Source organism: Palleronia pelagia (assembly GCF_900110115.1).
Lineage (GTDB): Bacteria > Pseudomonadota > Alphaproteobacteria > Rhodobacterales > Rhodobacteraceae > Palleronia > Palleronia pelagia.
Genome location: NZ_FOCM01000003.1, coordinates 268,688 through 287,357, shown reverse-complemented (window position 1 = coordinate 287,357; position 18,670 = coordinate 268,688). Strand labels below are relative to the sequence as shown.

The 18,670-nt window shown below is 67.9% G+C and carries 22 protein-coding genes; 8 read left to right on the top strand and 14 right to left on the bottom strand.

Features of this window, described 5'->3' with window-relative positions; genetic code table 11:
• Positions 1 to 134: 134 nt before the first annotated feature.
• The gene (gene pncB / locus BMX96_RS08385) at positions 135 to 1,427 is read left to right on the top strand and encodes a nicotinate phosphoribosyltransferase (protein ID WP_091845075.1); all 1,293 of its coding nucleotides are present in this window, start codon (positions 135 to 137) and stop codon (positions 1,425 to 1,427) included.
• A gap of 98 nt (positions 1,428 to 1,525) precedes the next feature.
• Entirely contained in the window at positions 1,526 to 2,938 is a 1,413-nt protein-coding gene (locus tag BMX96_RS08380) for a DUF2252 domain-containing protein (protein WP_091845074.1), read from the top strand.
• Positions 2,939 to 2,941: 3 nt separating this feature from the next.
• Here the strand turns inward: BMX96_RS08380 and BMX96_RS08375 are convergent, their stop codons facing one another.
• Genes BMX96_RS08375 through BMX96_RS19615 form a run of 4 tightly spaced genes read right to left on the bottom strand, consistent with a single transcriptional unit; the run spans position 2,942 to position 4,831 of the window.
• A complete protein-coding gene (locus BMX96_RS08375; protein WP_091845073.1) occupies positions 2,942 to 3,379 on the bottom strand; it encodes a periplasmic heavy metal sensor in 438 nt (145 codons plus the stop codon).
• 3 nt (positions 3,380 to 3,382) lie between these two features.
• A complete protein-coding gene (locus tag BMX96_RS08370; RefSeq protein WP_091845072.1) occupies positions 3,383 to 3,742 on the bottom strand; it encodes a hypothetical protein in 360 nt (119 codons plus the stop codon).
• Entirely contained in the window at positions 3,735 to 4,307 is a 573-nt protein-coding gene (locus tag BMX96_RS08365; RefSeq protein WP_091845071.1) for an RNA polymerase sigma factor, read from the bottom strand. Before BMX96_RS08365 ends, BMX96_RS08370 begins: the two co-directional genes overlap by 8 nt.
• 56 nt (positions 4,308 to 4,363) lie before the next feature.
• Positions 4,364 to 4,831, bottom strand: a complete 468-nt coding sequence (locus BMX96_RS19615; protein WP_091845070.1) for an EF-hand domain-containing protein — start codon at positions 4,829 to 4,831, stop codon at positions 4,364 to 4,366.
• Positions 4,832 to 5,024: 193 nt separating this feature from the next.
• Between BMX96_RS19615 and chlG the strand changes: the two genes are divergently transcribed.
• From chlG to BMX96_RS08330, 6 genes are all read left to right on the top strand, one after another.
• Positions 5,025 to 5,930: a chlorophyll synthase ChlG gene (chlG, locus tag BMX96_RS08355; protein ID WP_091845069.1), complete on the top strand. Its 906-nt coding sequence runs from the start codon at positions 5,025 to 5,027 to the stop codon at positions 5,928 to 5,930.
• On the top strand, positions 5,927 to 7,207 hold the full coding sequence (locus tag BMX96_RS08350) for a BCD family MFS transporter (protein ID WP_091845068.1): 1,281 nt from the start codon (positions 5,927 to 5,929) through the stop codon (positions 7,205 to 7,207). The genes chlG and BMX96_RS08350 overlap by 4 nt, the downstream gene beginning before the upstream one ends.
• A 2-nt stretch (positions 7,208 to 7,209) precedes the next feature.
• Complete coding sequence (locus BMX96_RS08345; RefSeq protein WP_091845067.1) at positions 7,210 to 8,388, top strand: geranylgeranyl diphosphate reductase; 1,179 nt, start codon at positions 7,210 to 7,212, stop codon at positions 8,386 to 8,388.
• A complete protein-coding gene (idi, locus tag BMX96_RS08340; RefSeq protein WP_091845066.1) occupies positions 8,381 to 8,914 on the top strand; it encodes an isopentenyl-diphosphate delta-isomerase in 534 nt (177 codons plus the stop codon). Before BMX96_RS08345 ends, idi begins: the two co-directional genes overlap by 8 nt.
• A gap of 116 nt (positions 8,915 to 9,030) precedes the next feature.
• Complete coding sequence (locus BMX96_RS08335) at positions 9,031 to 9,594, top strand: L,D-transpeptidase (RefSeq protein ID WP_175481689.1); 564 nt, start codon at positions 9,031 to 9,033, stop codon at positions 9,592 to 9,594.
• An 83-nt stretch (positions 9,595 to 9,677) separates the two neighbouring features.
• Entirely contained in the window at positions 9,678 to 10,421 is a 744-nt protein-coding gene (locus BMX96_RS08330; protein ID WP_236737005.1) for a lysozyme family protein, read from the top strand.
• A gap of 190 nt (positions 10,422 to 10,611) precedes the next feature.
• Here BMX96_RS08330 and pufX read toward each other — a convergent pair whose 3' ends face one another.
• From pufX to bchC, 10 genes are all read right to left on the bottom strand, one after another.
• The gene (gene pufX / locus BMX96_RS08325; RefSeq protein ID WP_139210017.1) at positions 10,612 to 10,830 is read right to left on the bottom strand and encodes an RC-LH1 core complex protein PufX; all 219 of its coding nucleotides are present in this window, start codon (positions 10,828 to 10,830) and stop codon (positions 10,612 to 10,614) included.
• Positions 10,831 to 10,835: 5 nt separating this feature from the next.
• Positions 10,836 to 11,816 carry a photosynthetic reaction center subunit M gene (pufM, locus tag BMX96_RS08320; protein ID WP_073127093.1) on the bottom strand — a complete coding sequence of 327 codons (981 nt, stop codon included), beginning with the start codon at positions 11,814 to 11,816 and terminating at the stop codon, positions 10,836 to 10,838.
• A gap of 12 nt (positions 11,817 to 11,828) precedes the next feature.
• Positions 11,829 to 12,659 carry a photosynthetic reaction center subunit L gene (gene pufL / locus BMX96_RS08315; RefSeq protein ID WP_091845065.1) on the bottom strand — a complete coding sequence of 277 codons (831 nt, stop codon included), beginning with the start codon at positions 12,657 to 12,659 and terminating at the stop codon, positions 11,829 to 11,831.
• A gap of 111 nt (positions 12,660 to 12,770) precedes the next feature.
• Positions 12,771 to 12,953, bottom strand: coding sequence for a light-harvesting antenna LH1, alpha subunit (gene pufA, locus BMX96_RS08310; protein WP_073127088.1), 183 nt, complete (start codon positions 12,951 to 12,953; stop codon positions 12,771 to 12,773).
• A 14-nt stretch (positions 12,954 to 12,967) separates the two neighbouring features.
• On the bottom strand, positions 12,968 to 13,117 hold the full coding sequence (pufB, locus tag BMX96_RS08305) for a light-harvesting antenna LH1, beta subunit (protein WP_073127086.1): 150 nt from the start codon (positions 13,115 to 13,117) through the stop codon (positions 12,968 to 12,970).
• Positions 13,118 to 13,261: 144 nt separating this feature from the next.
• Positions 13,262 to 13,489 carry a cytochrome PufQ gene (pufQ, locus tag BMX96_RS08300; RefSeq protein WP_091845064.1) on the bottom strand — a complete coding sequence of 76 codons (228 nt, stop codon included), beginning with the start codon at positions 13,487 to 13,489 and terminating at the stop codon, positions 13,262 to 13,264.
• Entirely contained in the window at positions 13,486 to 14,961 is a 1,476-nt protein-coding gene (bchZ, locus tag BMX96_RS08295; protein WP_091845063.1) for a chlorophyllide a reductase subunit Z, read from the bottom strand. The genes pufQ and bchZ overlap by 4 nt, the downstream gene beginning before the upstream one ends.
• Before the next feature lie 58 nt (positions 14,962 to 15,019).
• Positions 15,020 to 16,489: a chlorophyllide a reductase subunit Y gene (gene bchY / locus BMX96_RS08290; RefSeq protein WP_236737019.1), complete on the bottom strand. Its 1,470-nt coding sequence runs from the start codon at positions 16,487 to 16,489 to the stop codon at positions 15,020 to 15,022.
• Between the two features lie 173 nt (positions 16,490 to 16,662).
• Positions 16,663 to 17,667, bottom strand: a complete 1,005-nt coding sequence (locus BMX96_RS08285; protein ID WP_091845061.1) for a chlorophyllide a reductase iron protein subunit X — start codon at positions 17,665 to 17,667, stop codon at positions 16,663 to 16,665.
• Positions 17,664 to 18,602, bottom strand: a complete 939-nt coding sequence (bchC, locus tag BMX96_RS08280; protein WP_091845254.1) for a chlorophyll synthesis pathway protein BchC — start codon at positions 18,600 to 18,602, stop codon at positions 17,664 to 17,666. Before bchC ends, BMX96_RS08285 begins: the two co-directional genes overlap by 4 nt.
• Positions 18,603 to 18,670: the final 68 nt, after the last annotated feature.

Below are 18,670 nucleotides of genomic sequence, written 5' to 3'. Positions count from 1 at the left end.
ACGATAGCAGAGGCCGTTGACCCAGCGTTAACCTTACTGCACCACGCCGCAGTGGCAGAGTCCGCCCCGGTCGCGCCCTTGCCCCTTTCGTCGGGCCATGCGTTTATCCGGGCGAAATGATCGAAAGAGGCCCCATGGTCGACATCGCCACCCGCGTCTGGAACCACAAGTGGAAGATCGACCCGATAGTGCGGTCGTTGATCGACACCGATTTCTACAAGCTGCTCATGTGCCAGTCGGTGTTCCGCAACCATCCCGACACGCAGGTGACCTTCAGCCTCATCAACCGCAGCACCGACGTTCCGCTGGCCCGCCTGATCGACGCGGGTGAACTGCGCGAGCAGCTGGACCACGTGCGATCGCTCAGCCTCAGCCGGGGCGAGTCGACCTGGATGCGCGGCAACACCTTCTACGGCAAGCGCCAGATGTTCACGCCCGAGTTCATGGACTGGTTCGAAGCGTTGCGCCTGCCGCCCTACCACCTGGAACAGAAGGGCGAGCAGTACGAGCTGACCTTCGAAGGCTCGTGGCCCGAGGTGATGCTGTGGGAGATCCCGGCCCTTGCCATCCTGATGGAGATGCGCGGGCGTGCCGTGCTCGACGACATGGGACGGTTCGAGCTTCAGGTCCTCTATGCCCGCGCCATGACCAAGCTGTGGGAAAAGGTGAAACGCCTGCGCGGGCTGGACGGTCTGCGCATCGCCGATTTCGGCACGCGGCGGCGGCACAGCTTCCTGTGGCAGGACTGGTGCGTACAGGCCATGCAGGAGGGGCTGGGCACCGCGTTCTCCGGCACCTCCAACTGCCTGATCGCCAAGGACCGCGACCTGGAAGCCATCGGCACCAACGCCCACGAGATGCCCATGGTCTATGCCGCGCTGGCCAAGGACGACGCGGCGCTGGCCCGCGCGCCCTACGATGTGCTGAGCGACTGGCACGAGGAACACGACGGCAACCTGCGCATCATCTTGCCCGATACCTACGGCACTCAAGGCTTCCTGGACCGCGCGCCCGACTGGCTGGCCCGCTGGACCGGCATCCGCATCGACAGCGGCGATCCGGCGAAGGGCGCCGAGATCGCCATCAACTGGTGGCGCGCGCGGGGCGAGGATCCGACCGAGAAGCTCATCATCTTTTCCGACGGGCTGGACGTGGCGAAGATCGAGGAGCTTCACCGCCAGTTCGCAGGCCGCGTGCGGGTCAGCTTCGGTTGGGGCACCCTGCTGACCAACGATTTCCGTGGCCTGACTGAAGGCGACGCGCTGGCGCCGTTCTCGCTGGTCTGCAAGGCGGTGGCGGCGGATGGGCGGCCGACGGTCAAGCTCAGCGACAACCCCGAAAAGGCTATGGGACCGCCAGACCAGATCCGGCGCTACAAGGATGTCTTCGACGTGGGACAGCAGGAGCGGCTGGAAGTCGTGGTCTGACCCCATCGCATCCCGGCGAGGGACCCGCGCGCTGACCCAGCGGAACGCCCGAGCCCCGATCCGCGTTGTCAGGCGACGGGATCAAGGGGACGCGCGCCATGAAAGACGAGACGGACAATACAAGCACCGGCGACGGACAGAAGGACGTGTCGCGACCCGCCGATCCGCGGGTCGAGCAATACCGCAGCCTTGCCGAGGCCCTGGCGAGCGGCAGCCAGGTCGTTCCGCCCACCCACCTGAGCGGCCACGCGCGACGCCTGCATGTCCGCTCCACCCTGCGCGAGGACCACGCCAACCGCATCGAGCAGGACGATCACGGCACGAAGGAGAAATTCGACCAGCTGGCCGATGATTTCTTCAAGTTCTTCCGCGGCACTGCCTTGCTGTTTTACCGGGACATGGTGGGCGAAGACGCCGGTATGCCCACGGTGATGGCGCTTGGCGATGTTCACCCCGAGAATTTCGGCATCATGCCCGACCAAGCCGGTAACCCGATCTTCGGCGTGAACGACTTCGACGAGGCGATCTATGCCCCGTTCACATGGGACATGAAACGCGGCGCGGTCGGCTTCTGGATCGCCGCGAAAGAGGTCGCCGGCATGAAGCGCAAGAAGCGTCGCCGCGTGGTGAAGGCCTTCGCCAAGGGCTACCTGAAAGCGATGAAGGACTATGCCGAGAACGCGACCGAGAAGAACGACAGCTGGCGCATGGACAATTCGCCCAAGGTCATCCGCCGCCTGTTCGAAGAGGCCTGGGAAGAGCGTAAGGAGTGGCTGTGGGACGACTACCTCAAGCCCAACGGCCGCGGGTTCCGCGCCGATGACGAATTGCAGCCGATCTCGCATGATATCGACAAGTTCCAGAAGGCGATCAACGACCTGGCGAAGAAGAACGGCATCGACGTGCCCGACCGCGCGGGCGAGCTGAAGGTCAAGGATGTCTGCGTGCGCCACGGTCAGGGTACCGCGTCCCTGGGACTGCCGCGCTATTACGTCCTGATCGAGGGGCCGTCCAAGGACGCCACCGACGACATCATCATCGAGTTCAAGGCCGCGCGCCGCTCGGCGCTCGAAGGGCTGACGCCGCCGACCGAGTTCCACGCGGGCGACAAGGCCGACCGCATCGCCCACGGGCAGGCGGTGCAGCTGGCCCATGGCGATATCTTCTACGGTGCGGTCGAGATCGACGGCGACAGCTTCATGAGCCGGGAACGCGCGCCGTTCCGCGACGATATCGACCTGGACGAGCTTTCGGACAAGACCTGGCGCGCCTATGCCCGCGCCTGCGGTGCGAACCTGGCGCAGGCCCACGCGCTGTCCGACGACCTGGGCCAGGTCGACTACGACGTGGAACCCTCGATCATCGAGGCCGCCAGCCCCCGCCACCTGTTCATGTCGGACCTCGTGTCCTGGGCCGAGGAGACGGCCGACCGCCTGCGCGCCGATCACAAGGCCTTCCGCGAGGATCACAAGCTCGGCGCGTTCGAGAATATCGAGATCGTCTACCGCTAGAGCTCAGTCGCGGCGGCCCGGCCCGCGGCGTATCATCTGCTCCAGCCGCCGGGCGTAATCCGCGCGGGCCGAGGCATCCATGCCGGACAGCCGCGCGATGATGGCCGTTTCGAACCGCGCAGCCCGATCCTGCCCCCACACGCGTTCGGCCGCCAGAAGATCGCGCAGCGCGTCCGCGTCGAACGGCTCGGCCCGGATCGCGTCCAGCAATGCGCGGAACCGCGCGCGCCTGTCCTCGCGGTCGGGGCGGCCAAGCTCATCGCGCAGCGCCGCCCGGTCCGCATCCGGCAGCGCCGAGACCAGGGGCTGCCCCCGGAACCCGGGCCCCCGGTCGTCCCGGTCCAAGAGCGCACCGGCCACCAGCCCGACGACCAGCAGATTCACCGCCAGCGACGCCAGCAGCACGATGCGCCAGCGGCGCGGGATGGTCCTGAATCCCATGGCCTACTCCAACGCCGCGAACTGGAAGTCGTAGGCCACCGTAAGCGCGCCCAGATCTTCCTCGGACCCGACGAGACCGTCAGCGCCGCCCGACAGGCCGATCATCAACCCCGCGATCCCCGCCACCGCCAGCCCCGACCAGGCGGCGCGGTCCCACCAGGCCGATGGACGGTGCCGCCGCGCATCCCGCGCGATACGCGCCATCAGCATGTCCGAGGGCACGGGCGCGTCCCGGCGGGCGGCGCGGAACGCCTGTTCCAGCGTCGCGTCACCGGCGATCCGGTCCATCAGGTCGCCGGACGGGCGGGTGTGGCGCAGGCCGCGCAGGGCAGCGTCGAGATCGGTATCGTCACGCTCAGTCATAACCCAATGCCTCTTTCCGGGGGGCCATCGCGCGCGCCAGCGCGGCGCGGCCGCGCGCGGTCAGGCTTTCCACCGCCTCGACCGAGATCTCCATGGCCTCGGCGATCTGCGGGTTCGGCAATTCCTCGATATGACGCAAGATCACCGCAAGGCGCTGCCGCTCGGGCAGATCCATGAGCGCGGCCTCGAGCGCCGCGTGCCTCTGTTGGCCCTCGATCCGCGCCAGGGCCGACGGCGTCGGGTCGGGCGGATCAACGGCGTCCGACAGCGGCGACAACCGTGCCCGCTGGCGCAGGCGGTCGGTGCAGAGATTCGCCGCCACGCGGTAGAGCCAGGTCGACACCCGCGCGCGCCCCGGCTGCCAGTCGGGCGCGATCTTCCACAACCGCAACAGCGCCTCCTGCGTCACGTCCTCGGCCTCGAACCGGTCGCCCAGCATCCGGGTCGCCACCGCCAGCACGCGCGGTGCGTGGCGGCTGGCCAATGGCGCGGCCGCGTCACCGTCGCCGGCGGCATAGGCCGCCAGCAGCGCGTCGTCGTGTCGGGGGTCGGGGGCGTCCATCATGCTCTTCTTGCACCGACGACGCGCAACGGGAAGGGCCGCGCGCCGCCGGGGGCGGCTTAGCCGCCGCGCTTGTGGCCTGCGCCGTGGCCGCGACCGCCGCGGTGGTCGCGCATGGCCTGCAGCTCGTCACGGGTCAGCACGTCGTCGCCGTTCGCGTCGACGCGGTCGAACAGGCGGGCGATCCGGTCGCCGCGCGGCCCGGGCATCTCGGCCGGGTCGATCTGGCCGTCGTCGTTGGTGTCCAGCCGGTCGAACCGCGCCTGCGCCCGGTCGGTGGCGCGGGATTGCGCCGCGGCGACGAGTTCGTCCTGCGACAGGGCGCCGTTGCCATCGGTGTCGACCTCGGCGAAGCGCGCCTCGAAGGCGCCCTCGGCCTCGGCCCGGGTGATGCTGCCGTCGCCGTCCAGGTCGAACATCTGCATCCGGCCGCCCGGGCGATCCGCGCCCTGGGCCGACGCCATGGGCGCGACGAGCGTGATGGACATGGCGGCGACGAGGCCTGCGAATAGGGTGGTGCTGTTCATGGTGTCTTTCCTTGATGAAACCGTATCGTTCACGTCGCGACGGGGCTGATACGGCGCAGCGTCGATCTTCCGTCGGGCACCGGCGCATTTTCTTGTCGGGGCGCATCGACGGACGGTCGGGACGGCGGAAAACGTGATCACGCCAACCGCCGTTTTCCTTGCGAGAAAAGGCTTATTGGTGTTTGGTTGACACATGAGTGTCAATTCAGACTTACACATCGCGACCCGCACGACCCGCCCCGCCGACCTGCTGGAGCTGTTGAAACCCGTCACGTGGTTTCCGCCCATGTGGGCCTATCTCTGCGGGATCGTCTCGGCGGGGGTCGCGCCCGCGGGCCAATGGTGGCTGGTGGCGCTGGGCGTCGTGCTGGCCGGTCCGCTCGTCTGCGGGATGAGCCAGGCGGCCAATGACTACTTCGACCGCCACGTGGACGCCATCAACCAGCCCGATCGCCCGATTCCCTCGGGCCGCGTCGCACCGGGCGCCGCGCTGGTCTTCGCGCTTGGTCTGAGCCTTCTGGCCCTGGTGCTGGGCTGGCAACTGGGGCCCTGGGGCTTCGGCGCGACGCTGGTCGCCGTGGCCTGCGCTTGGGCCTATTCCGCGCCGCCCGTCCGGATGAAGCGATCCGGCTGGTGGGGCCCGGCCCTTGTCGCGCTCTGCTACGAAGGGCTGCCCTGGTTCACCGGCGCCGCCGTGCTGTCAGCCGGCGCGCCCGGCTTCTTCGTCGTGACCGTCGCCGCGCTTTATGCCGTGGGCGCACAGGGCATCATGGTACTGAACGACTTCAAGGCCATCGAGGGGGATCGCGCGACCGGCATCCGGTCGCTGCCGGTGACCAAGGGACCCGACGTGGCCGCGCGCATCGCCTGCGTTGTGATGGCGCTGCCGCAGGCGCTGGTCATCGCGCTGCTGCTGGTCTGGGGCCAGCCGATCCACGCGCTGACCATCGCCATCGCCCTGCTGGGCCAGTTCGCGGCAATGCGGGTTCTCCTGCGTGATCCCGAGGCGCGCGCGCCCTGGTACAACGCCACCGGCGTGACGCTCTATGTCGGCGGCATGATGGTGGCGGCGCTGGCCATTCGCGGCCTGGCGCTGTGACGCTGTCCTGGCTCTCCATCGCGCGGCTGGGACTGGTGCAGATGGCCCTGGGCGCCATCGTCGTGCTGACCACCAGCACGCTCAACCGCCTGATGGTGGTCGAGCTGGGGCTGCTGGCGATCCTGCCCGGCGCACTGGTCGCGCTGCATTACGGCATCCAGATCACGCGGCCCAACTGGGGTTTTCTCAGCGATACGGGCGGCAAGCGCACCCGCTGGATCGTGGGCGGCATGGTCGCGCTGGCGCTGGGCGGTCTTCTGGCGGCGTGGGGCGTCGTGCTGCTCGAAGGCCAGTTCGCGCTGGGCCTGGCCGTTTCGGTCGTGGCCTACGCGCTGATCGGCCTTGGCGTCGGCGCCTCGGGCACCTCCCTGCTCGCGCTGCTGGCCACCGCCACGGCACCGCACCGGCGCGCGGCCGCGGCGACCATCACCTGGCTGATGATGATCGCGGGCATCGCGGTGACGGCCGGCGTGGTGGGCACCCTTCTCGACCCCTATTCGCCCGCGTTGCTCATGCGGATCGTGGCCATCGTCTGCGGGGCGGCCGTGGTGCTGAGCGTTGTCGCCACTTGGGGGATCGAATCCCGCGTGGTCGCCCGCGCCGAGCCCGCGCCGATGCCCTTCCGCGAGGGCCTGGCCGAGATCTGGGCCGAGCCCAAGGCCCGCGCCTTCACCATCTTCGTGTTCCTCAGCATGACCGCCTATTTCATGCAGGAGCTGATCCTCGAACCCTATGCCGGCCTTGTCTTCGCCTTCACGCCCGGACAGTCCACGCAGCTGTCGGGCGCACAGAACGGCGGGGTCTTCGTGGGGATGCTGCTGGTCGGTATCGCGGCCACCGGGCTGCGGCTGGGCGCGCTGCGCGACTGGGTCATCGCGGGCTGTGTCGGATCGGCGCTGTCGCTGCTGGCCATCGCCGCGGTGGGGCAGACCGGACTGGCGCTGCTGGTGCCCGCCACGGTCGCGCTGGGCTTCTTCAACGGTATGTTCGCCGTCGCCGCCATCGGGTCGATGATGGCCCTTGCGGGCGAGGGCCGCGCGTCGCGCGAAGGCACGCGCATGGGCCTGTGGGGCGCGGCGCAGGCCATCGCCGCCGGGTTCGGCGGGCTGGTGGGCGCGGCCTGCGTCGACCTGTTGCGCGGGCTGATCGCCGACGCCCCGGCCTTCGGCCTCGTCTTCGCGGGCGAGGCCTGCATCTTCATCGCCGCCGCCCTGATGGCCGCGCGCATCATGGACGGGACGCGGGCGATGCCCCGGTCCCTCGTGCCGGGAGAATGACCATGATCTACGATGTCGTCGTCGTGGGCGGAGGGCCGTCGGGCGCCACCGCCGCCGAGGATCTGGCCCGCGCCGGGAAGCGCGTCGCCATGCTGGACAAGGCCGGGCGCATCAAACCCTGTGGCGGCGCCATCCCGCCCCGCCTGATCGCCGATTTCGCCATTCCCGACAGCCAGCTGGTGGCCAAGGTCAACACCGCGCGCATGATCTCGCCCACGGGGCGCGCCGTGGACATCCCCATCGAGAACGGCTTCGTGGGCATGGTCGACCGCGAGCATTTCGACGAATACCTGCGCCAGCGCGCCGCCGAGGCGGGGGCCGAGCGGGTGACCGGCACCTTCCTGCGGATCGAGCGGGGCGACACGACCGCCGTGGCCTACCGCGACAAGGCCACGGGCGAGGAACGCTATCTGCCCACCCGCCTGATCATCGGCGCGGATGGCGCCCGGTCGAACGTGGCGCGGGGCGAGGTGCCGGGCGGCGACACGATCCCCTACGTCATCGCCTACCACGAGATCATCCGCAGCCCCGAAGCCAACGACCGCTACGATCCCCTGCGCTGCGACGTGATCTACGACGGGACGATTTCGCCGGATTTCTACGGCTGGGTCTTTCCACATGGCGGGCAGGCCAGCGTCGGCATGGGCACCGGGATCGACGGCGTTGACCTCAAGGCCGCGACCGCCGCACTGCGCGCCGCCTCGGGCCTGTCGGAGTGCGAGACCATCCGCAAGGAAGGCGCGCCCATCCCGCTGAAGCCGCTCGACCGGTGGGACAATGGCCGCGACGTAGTGCTGGCCGGTGACGCGGCGGGCGTCGTCGCGCCCTCCAGCGGCGAGGGGATCTACTACGCCATGGCGGGCGGCAGGGTGGCCGCGACGGCCGCGCAGGCCGCGCTGGCCAGCGGCAAGGCCAGCGACCTGAAACTGGCCCGCAAGCTGTTCATGAAAGAGCACAAGATGGTCTTCAAGGTTTTACGCAGCATGCAGGACGCCTATTACAAGTCCGACGAGCGGCGCGAACGGTTCGTGTCGCTCTGCCACGACATCGACGTCCAGCGCCTGACTTTCGAGGCCTACATGAACAAGAAACTGGTCCGCGCCCGCCCCATGGCGCATCTGCGCATCGGGGTGAAGAACGTGGCGCATCTTCTGCGGCTGGTTCCGGCCACCTATGGCTGAACCGGTGATGATCCCGGCCTGGGTCGACGGCACGCTCCAGCCGGTCGAGAAGCTCGACGCGCATCTGCGCGGACTGCGGCACAAGGCGGTGTCGGTCTTCGCCATGGACGGCGACTCGGTGCTGCTGCAACGCCGGGCGGCAGGCAAGTATCACACGCCGGGCCTGTGGACGAACACCTGCTGCACCCACCCGCATTGGGGCGAGGACGGCCTGACCTGTGCCGTCCGGCGCCTGGACGAGGAACTGGGCATCACCGGCGTCCAGCCCGAATTCCGCCTGACTGCCGAATACCGCGCGCCCGTGGGCGACGGGCTGGTCGAGCATGAGGTCGTCCAGATCTACAGCTTCGAGGCCGGACCGGGCCTGCGCGTCGAGCCCAACCCGGACGAGGTCGACGCCGTGCGCTGGGCCCCCTTGTCCGAATTGCGCACCGAGGTCGCGGCGGCGCCCAACCGGTTCACCCCGTGGCTGCGCATCTACCTGGATGAACACGCCAACGCGATCTTCGGACAGCCCGCGGATTAGCCCCGGCACGGCGCGGCCTTCGGGTCACAGTTGCAACCAATCACAACCCTTTGCGTTACCGAATCGAATTTCGGCTGTAATCCGAAGTGTATCTCCGCTGCCACGGACCATCGCACATGCTGACAAGACGCCATTTCATCGCCTCCGGGCTTGCCCTCGCCGCCAGCCCGACCGCCGTTCTGGGCCATGCGGGCCTGCCCCATACCGATCGCGCGACCATGTCGGCCCGCGATGTCGAGGTGCGGCCCGACATCGCCGTGGACACGATCCACATCTTCCCCAGCTATTTCTCGCTCTACCATGTCCGCGCGCCGGGAATGGCCCGGGAATATCACATCGCGGTCGGCGATGACGGCCGGAACCTCTCCGGCAATACCATCATCCGCCGCAAGGAAGAGTGGCCCAGCTGGACGCCGACGCGGAACATGATCCGGCGTGAGCCCGAGATCTACGGCAAGTACGCGGGCGGCATGCCCGGCGGCGGGGACAACCCGCTGGGCGCGCGGGCGCTTTATCTCTATCGCGGCGGCCGTGACACGCTTTACCGCATCCACGGCACGCCACAGCCCTGGACCATCGGCATGGCCGTCAGCTCGGGCTGCATTCGCCTGACCAACGAGGACGTGATCGAGCTCTATCCCAACGTCCAGATCGGCACGCGGGTCACCTCCTACGGCTGACCGCGCTGCGCGCGGAAACCAAATCCTAACCTCGCCACCCCATGGTCGGCCCCGCTGGACACAGGCTTGCGGGGACAGGATCCATGGGCAGGACGACGGGCCTCATCACGATCATCACGCTGGCGGCCCACGCGGTGTCTGCCGCCGCCGCAGCCCCGGCGGGATCGCTTCTGGGCGGCGCAGACGGCCTGTTCTCCGATCGCCCGGCACTGATCGAACGGGGCGAGGATGACAACCGTTCCGACGGGCCGCGACTGGCCAGCCTCTTCGACGAAACCGGCGCGGGCCCGCTCGTCGCGCCGATATCGGGGCGCGCCGCACTGTCGACCCCCTCTGCGCCAGCCGCAAGCGGGCCGGCCGCCCATATCCGCCACGTAATCGCGCAGGCCGAGGCCGGTGGCATGGGCTACGACGCCGTCCAGCACGGCACGCGGGTGCCGCCGCGCCACGCACCCACGGACATGACGCTGGGCCAGATCTTCGACTGGATCCGCGCGACCCCCGGCCAGCCCCACGCCATCGGCCGCTACCAGTTCATCCCGGCGACGCTGCGGCGGCTGGTGCGGCAAGCGGGGCTGTCGCACCAAACACGCTTTTCGGAGCGTGTGCAGGACAGGCTGGCCGACATGCTGCTGGAGGAGGCCGGGCTGGCGCAAGCGCGGGCTGGCCGTCTCGGCCGACGCGCCTTCATGCACAACCTCGCCAAGATCTGGGCCGGCCTGCCCACAGCCTCCGGACGGTCCTATTACCACGGCCATGCCGGGAACAGGGCGACCATGAGCTGGGCACGCTTCGACGCCGAGATGGCGAAGGTCTTTCCCGGCTGATGCCAAGCCTGGACAGGCGAAAACAACAGGACCCGGAAAGATTTGCACCCCGGTGGCATGCCACCGGGGTGCGCTCCTGTAGCCAACAGGAAGGGAACCGGGGTGTGGAGACCCCGACGTCACACCCCCAAGCCAAGGGGCGCGACCTGGCCTGGGGGCGCGGGGCGAAGGGCCCGCGCCCCCAATCTCGTCAGGCCAGCGCGGTGGCGACCTGGCCCATCGTCTCGAGGGCTGCATAGGGATCTTCGGGCAGCAGGAAGCTGATGGCCCGCAGGATCAGGATGACCCCGATCACCCCGAAGAACACCACCGCCGCGTAGACCGCGCCCAGGCACATCTGGGTGAAGACCCACATGTAAAGCGATGGTTGCAGGTCATCGGCGAGGAACCATTTCTTGTTGTCACTCATCTCGATCACTCCTGATAGGGGCTGTAGATCATGAACTCTTCCGGCGTGCGGGCGGGGACGTAGTTCTGTGCCGCGCCGTAGCCGTGCTCCTGCGCCCAGATGAACCAGTTATCCACGACCGTGCCGGTCAGAAGGATGCCGATCCCGCCCGTGAGCGTGGTCAGGACCGCGAACCACCAGGCCCAGCGGTGGATCCCCTCCATCGTGGCGTTGAAGCCCATGGTCCAGCGCCAGAACAGGCCCGCCCGTTCGGATGCCGTGCCCCGGTCGGCGATCTGCTCGAGCTCGCGGTCGCCGCCGTAGCGGCTGACGGCCAGGATCGTGCCGCCATGCATAGCGAACAGCAGGGCCGAGCCGTAAAGGAACACGATCGAAAGCGCGTGGAACGGGTTGTAGAACAGGTTGCCGTAGCTGAGCGAGAACAGGTTCGTCCAATCCAGGTGCGGGAAGATGCCGTAGGGCACCGCCTCGGACCACGATCCCATGAGGATCGGTCGGATGAGGCCCAGCACAAGGAACAGCCAGACCGCGCTGGAGAAGGCCCAGAACACGTGCTTGCCCATGCCCAGCTGGTTGGCCAGCACCCATGACCGGATCAGCCAGGACATGACCGCGATCAGCAGGAAGAAGGACGCGATCAGCCACAGCCCGCCTTCCCACAGGGGCGCGATGCCCAGACCGTATTCCGGCGCGGGCGGCTCGAGCGCCAGGTAGAACAGGTCGCGGAAGAACAGCCCCGGTGAGAAATCGACCTGCACCCAGAAGCTGATCCCTACCAGGAAGAACCAAAGACCGCCGGTGATGAACGACACCACGCCGAAGGGTCCCAGGTAGATCGGCCCCAGCTGCGCGTTGCCGAACCAGCCCAGCAGCTGGGAAAAGCTCGCGCCCTTGGTGCGGTCGCGCAGGTCGGCGTCCTCGACCATGCCCATCTCGGGCGGGCCCTGGACCTGCACTTGCGTGAAGATGTTTTGATACTCTGGCATATCCAGGTCTCCTTACAGGTCGGCCCACCAGGGCAGGTTCAGATACCAATCCCACCAGGCGACCCACTGGTCGAACCAGATGGTCCCCGAGATCACGATGCAGATCGCGCTCCACAGGCCCGCATTGATCGCCAGCAGCGTGCCCAGCCGGTGGATGCCGAGCGGCCCGATCGAATAGCCGATGAAGTCACGGAAGAAGGTGTCTTCGTGCTCGGGGTTGCGCATGACCTTGCCCTTCTCGGGGTTCGAGGCCGACAGGATCAGCGAGCCATGCAGCGCCAGCGCCAGGCAGGTGGTGAAGAAGAACGTCACCGCGACCATGTGCGCCGGGTTGTAGTGGAAGTTGCCGTAGAGATAGCCGGTGTAGCTCACCCAATCGAGGTGGCTCCAGATGCCGTAGGGAAAGGCGTGTCCCCAGGCGCCCATCAGGACGGGCCGGATCACCTGCAGCGTGAAATACGCCAGGATCGCGAAACCGAAGGCGACGGGCACGTGATAGCCGATGCCCAGCTTGCGGCAGATCTCGACCTCGCGCAGCGCCCAGCAGATGAAGGCGCCATGCGCGCAGATGGTGATGATCTGCCAGAGCCCGCCCATTTGCAAAGGCGCGGCGCCGAGCCCGTAGGAGATCGGCGGCGGGTTCACCGAGATCAGCCAGGGGTTCCACACTCCCTGGATCGCGGCGGTATAGAAAATCAGGATCGTTCCCAGCCCGATGAAGAACGTCCCCACCACGCCGAAGAATCCCACGAAGAATGGCCCGACCCAGAAATCGAACAGGTCGCCGCCGATGAGCGTGCCGCCCGGCACGCGATATTTTCGTTCGAAGCTGAGCAATGCCATCTTCTTACTCCGTTTTTTGGCGGCGTCCGCCTGGCGGGCCGTCTTGGTCCTTATCGGGTTGATGGGGGCGACGGCCGGCGCCGCCCCGCATCGTTGATGTGGGGCCGGGCCTTACTCGGCAGCCTCGACAGCGCCGGTGCCGTACTTGGCAGCGGACTGTTCGAACCAGTTGTACCGGTCCGTGCTGAGCAGGACGAGATGGATCATCGCCGCCAGCAGGAACAGGAACACGCCCTGCGCCACGAAAACGCGACGCGGGTCGAACACCAGCCAGATCTTGTAGAATTGTGCCATGTCTCAGTCCTTCCTCAGAACCAGGGACGCCAGATGAACACCGCCAGATGAGCGACGACGGCAACGGCCGAGAACAGCCAGAGCCCGCTCATGTAGACAGAGTGCAATTCCTGCGCCTGCTCGTCGGTAAGACCTGTGAACGACAGGTCGGTTCTATCAGCCATTTAACTCTCCTTAGGATCGTCAAGCTGACGCCGCGGGACCCCGCGGCCGGGTTCCGGAGATTTCCGGACTTCACCCGGCCGCACGCGACCGGAGGAATTCTGTGGTCCCCGCCCCGGATCAGGACCGGGCGCGGGATCGTTCCGTCACGCCGAGAAGATCATCGGCGTGATGATGCGCGCCTGGCTCCAGGCCCGCGCGACTGGGCCCTTCTCGGGCAGGGTCATCTGCCGCGCGGCCGTCAGCGCCCAGGTCAGGATCGCCAGGGGCAGGGTCGCCGCGAAGATCAGCGCGAAATAGGCGTAGAACTCGGCCCGCGCGTTCGCCCTTTTCGGCGGCGCGGTCGCGCTCAGCTGGGTGGTCATGTCGCTCATGTGGCGTCCTCCGTGTTGGATCTCTTGGCCGCGGGCGACAGCGCCGCGACGGTTTCGCGCTTCACCCGGTCGGACCCCTGCTTCAGCGCCGCGCGTTCGGCGGCGTCGCGCAGGGTTCGGGCGGCGGAAATGCGGGTCAGGACCGGGTGTTCGGCGACGATGCGGTCAAGCTCGGCCTGCGCGTCCGGGTCCCATGGGAAATCGTGCTTCAGCGTGGCGGGCGTCGCCTCGGCCGCGTCCATCTCGCTGCCCAGCGGCAGGATGTGGAACAGCGCGTCGAACAGCCCGTTGCAGACCTCTTGCAGCAGGTAGGTCGCGCCCGCGTAGCCCATGAAGGGCGTTCCGGTCGCCCGCCGGATGGCGGCGCCGGGGAAGCTTGCGGGGATGAAAGCCGGGGCCGGTCCGTGGCCCGCCTTCATCTCGGCCATGTACATCTTCTCGTTGATCGACCCCATCACGACCAGCGGCCGCTTCTGGTGGATCATCGCGCGCACGTCGTCGTTGTCGGTCTTCTTGCCGGCGACCCGCGCCACCGCGAAGGCACAGGGAAAGCCCAGGTCGTTTTCCAGGTAATTGCGGATCCCGCGGGCGTAGGTTTCGCCCGCCACGATGCCGAACTCGGCCGTGGCGAAGAAATCCTGCGTCACCGACCGCCACAGGTCCCAGACGGGCTTCAGGGTCGAATGCTTCTCGCGCTCGATGAATGGCTCGGGATCCAGCCCCAGCAGATCGCCGAGCGAGCGCAGGAACCGGGTCGTGCTGTCCACGCCGATCGGCGCCTGCAGGTAGGGCTTGTCCAGCGCCTCGCACAGGCCGCGCCCGAACTCGCGATACATGCAGATATTGACGTCCGCGTTCACCAGGTTGCGCATCTCGGCCAGGTGCGCGCCCAAGGGCATGACCATGTTGACCTCGGCGCCGATGCCTTCGACCAGGCGCCGGATCTCGGCCAGGTCCGATGGCATGTTGAAGGTGCCGTACATGGGCCCGAGGATGTTGACCCGCGGCTTGGCGCCCTCTTCGCGCTTCCTCTCGGGAGGCATCCGGCCCTTGGTCTGGCCGAATTCGGTAAACAGCCACGTCATCGCGCGGTCGGCGGCTTCCCACTGGTCCTCGTCGATGGTGCGGGGCAGGAACCGCTGGATGTTGGTGCCCTGGGGCGTGACGCCGCCGCCGATCATCTCGGCGATCGAGCCGGTGACGACCACCGCAGGAAGCGCCGGGTCGAGCGTATCCCACGCCCGTTTCATGCTGTCTTCGGTGCCCGATCCCATCTCGTCCTCGCCAAGACCGGTGACGACGATGGGTAATTCATGCGGGGGCAGCGCGTCGGTATAGTGCAGCACCGACGTGACCGGCAGGTTCTCGCAGCCCACGGGGCCGTCGATCACCACCTGCAATCCCTTCACGGCGCAGAAGGCATAGACGGCGCCCCAGTAGCCGCCGGCGCGGTCATGGTCCTGGATCAGCATGGGCCAGTCCCCCCGATCCGGGTGCGATGGACGCGCGACATGAAAAGCAGGCACCGGGTCATATCATCTGCTCCGCCTTGCGGGCGCGGGCCTGTTTTTCCAGCTTCTTGAGATTCTGGGCGCGGAAATCCTTGCGGATATTCGGCGTGCCTTCCCAGACGCCGGCCGTGTCGCCGCCGCCCACGCCCTCGAAGAAGGCCTTCATCGTCGCCATGCGGTCGCGGTTGTCCATGGCGGCATTCACCACCTGCGCCAGCGATCCGGCGCCGGCGGGACCCATGAGGGGCCGTGCCGAAATCAGGTTGGTGAAGTAAAGCGAGGGAATCCCCAGTTCCTTGCCCTTCTGGACCACGGGCGTCGTGCCGATGGCGAGATCCGGCTGCACCGCCTCCATCGCCGCGAGATCATCCTCGAGCGAGGCGCGGAATTTCACCATCGCGCCATGGGCCTCAAGCCATTCGCGGTCCTGGCGGCTCTGTTCCGTCTTGGCGCAGGCGGTGCCGACATATGGAACCCGAGCGCCACTCTCGATCAGCAGGCGCGCGACCAGAAGCTCGCTGCCCTCGTAGCCCGACAGGGTGATCGTGCCGTCAATTCTCGCGCCCTCCAGCGCCGCCTTGATCGCGGGCAGGAAAGCGTTCTGCGCCGCGGCCACCCGGTCGGCGGGCAGCCCGAAAGCGTCGCCGATGGACGCCAGCCACTGGGCGGTGCCGTCGTGGCCCACCGGTGCGCTGCCCACGATGGGGCGGCCGGCGGCCTCGAACGACCGCATCGCGGCGGTGTAGAACGGGTGCACCGCGGCCACCGCGCCACAATCCAGCGCGGCGTAAAGCTCGCGCCACTCGCGGCAGGGCACGACGGGTCCGGCGGCCAGGCCCATGGGGGCCAGCATCGCGCCGATCATCATCGGGTCGGCCGGGAACATCTCGCCCAGAAGCGTCACGGTCGGTCGGTCGTCGCGGCCCGTTGCGGGCGCGGGCACCGGCCCCGCCGCGACCTCGGCCCGGGCATAGTCCAGCATGGCGCCGGCCAGCACATCCTTCGCCTCGGCATGGGTGGGCACGCCGAAGCCCGGCACGTCGATCCCGATGATGCGTACGCCGTTGATTTCCTTTGGCAAAAGGCGCAGCGGCACGCCCGATGCGGTCGGCACGCAGAGATTTGTGACCACGATCGCGTCATAGCGGTCCGGGTCGGCCATCTCGTGAACGCTCTCGCGGATGTCCTCGAACAGCTTGCCGGTGACCAGGCTTTCCGAGTTGAACGGCACGTAGCCCACCGATCGCCGCGCGCCGTAGAAATGGCTCACGAAGCTCAGCCCGTAGACGCAGCAGGCCGAGCCCGACAGCACGGTGGCGACCCGGCGCATCCGCAGCCCCACGCGCAGCGATCCGAAGGCGGGGCACATGCTCTGCGGCTTGTCGTGGGGGCCCTTGGGATAGTCGGCGGCGAACCCGTCCAGCAGGTCGCTGGCCCCGGCCTCGCGCGCGGCGACCTCCATCGTGGCGGCACCGGCGTGACAGCCCATGCCATCGCCCGCGCCGGGATCGACGGCCAGGGCCGGCGCGTCACCGCGTGCGGTGCCCTCGCTCACCTGGACCTCGTCCGACCGGTCATATGTCACTTTCTGGTCCGTCAAACTGTCATCATCTTTCTTCAAGTACCTCGGGGGTCCGGGGGCTGGCCCCCGGCCGGCGGCCGTCAGACCTCGTCGTAGATCACCTCGAGCGACGGCTTCACCGCGCCCTTCTTGCCGCGCATGTCCGCGTCGGTCGCAGGCTCCAGCACCACGTCGCCGCCGGTGTCCTTGCTGTCGAAAAGGCCCAGCAGACCGTCCTGGTCCAGGGGCGCGGGGCGACAGCCGGGCGCGCCGCTCACGGCCTCGGCCAGCTCGGCGAACAGGCTGCCCCAGGGCGACTTGTCGGTGCCGACGATCTGGTAGTTCGCGGATTTCTTGCGCAGGTCATCGTCCTGCGGGATCGCGGCCAGCACGGGGATGTCCACCGCCTTGGCAAAGGCCTGCGCCTCGCCCGAGCCGTCGTCCTTGTTGATGACCAGACCCGCGACGCCCACATTGCCGCCCAGCCTGCGGAAATACTCCACCGCCGAGCAGACGTTGTTGGCGACGTAAAGCGACTGGAGATCGTTGGACCCGACCAGGATCACCTTCTGTGCCATGTCCCGCGCGATGGGCAGGCCGAAGCCGCCGCAGACCACGTCGCCCAGGAAGTCCAGCAGGACGTAGTCGAAATCCCAGTCGTGGAAGCCCAGCTTCTCCAGCAGCTCGAAGCCGTGGATGATGCCGCGCCCACCGCAGCCGCGGCCGACCTCGGGGCCGCCGAGTTCCATGGCGAAAACGCCGCCGCGCTTGAAGCAGACATCGCCGATCTTCACTTCCTCGCCGGCCAGTTTCTTCTTGGTCGACGTCTCGATGATCGTCGGGCAGGCCTTGCCGCCGAACAGCAGCGACGTGGTGTCCGATTTCGGGTCGCAGCCGATCAGCAGCACGCGCTTGCCCTGCTCGGCCATCATGTGGCTCAAGTTGGCCAGCGTGAACGACTTGCCGATCCCGCCCTTGCCGTAGATCGCGATGATCTGGGTTTTCGAGGTCGGCTCGGCCTGCGGCACTTCCAGCGTGGGCTCGGCCGCCTCGTCCTTCAGCTTGGCGTCATAGCTCTTGAGGTTCGGAACGTCGTCGAGGCTCATGCCACGTCCTTCCAGTCGAGTATCATTTTCAGGCAGGCCGGGTCGTCGAAGGCCTGCGGGTAGGCGCGGACGGCATCGGCCGCCGGGCGCCTGTGGGTGATGAGACCGTCCAGCGACAGCGCGCCCGAGCGCACCAACCGGTGCGTCACCTGCATGTCGTCGGGCGTCCATTCCGCCGCGACGCGCAGCCGCGCCTCCTTCATGAAGGCGGGCGGAAAGGCGAAGCTGATAGGGTCGGTGTAGAACCCGGCGAGGACGATCTCGCCGCCCTTGGCGATGCGGCCGATCAGCTCGGGCAGCAGGTCCGCGCGGCCGGTGGCGTCGTAGATCGTGGTGTAGTCGCGGCGGGCATCCTCGGCCGGGTCGATGACCGGATAGTCCGATGCGCCATCGCGGCGGCTTACGTCGATTTCCCAGACCGTCGGGCATCCGCCCGCGGCGATGGTCAGGCGTGCCAGCAGACGGCCCAGGGTGCCGTGACCCACGATCAGCTCGGGCAGTTCGGTGCGAAGCCCAGCCAGCGCGTGCCGCGCCGTGGCGGCCAGCGCCAGGAGCGCCCCGTCGGCCCCCAGCGACTCATCGATCGGGGTCACGCGGTCGGCGCCCGTCACGATTCGCCGCGCGGCACCACCGAAAAGCCCGCGAATCGCGCCGAAGCAGTTGGCCCCGGGCACAAACACGGCCTGACCGGCGCGCAGGCCCGATCCGGGCCGCGCCTCGACCACGTGGCCCACCGATTCGTATCCGGGGACCAGCGGGTATCCCATGCCAGGGAACGGGGGCATCTTGCCTGTGAAGAAGAGTTTTTCGGTGCCGGTCGAGATGCCGGACCAGTCGATATCCACCACCACGTCACCGTCCTGCGGGTCGGAAATGGGGATGCTGCCAAGGCCGATGGCCTGCGGTCCCTCTAGGATGATGGCGGCGGTGTCGATCAAGTTGACCCCTCCCGGTCTTCCTGAAACTGCGGCCTGAATTGACCACACCTCTTGGACTGTCAGTG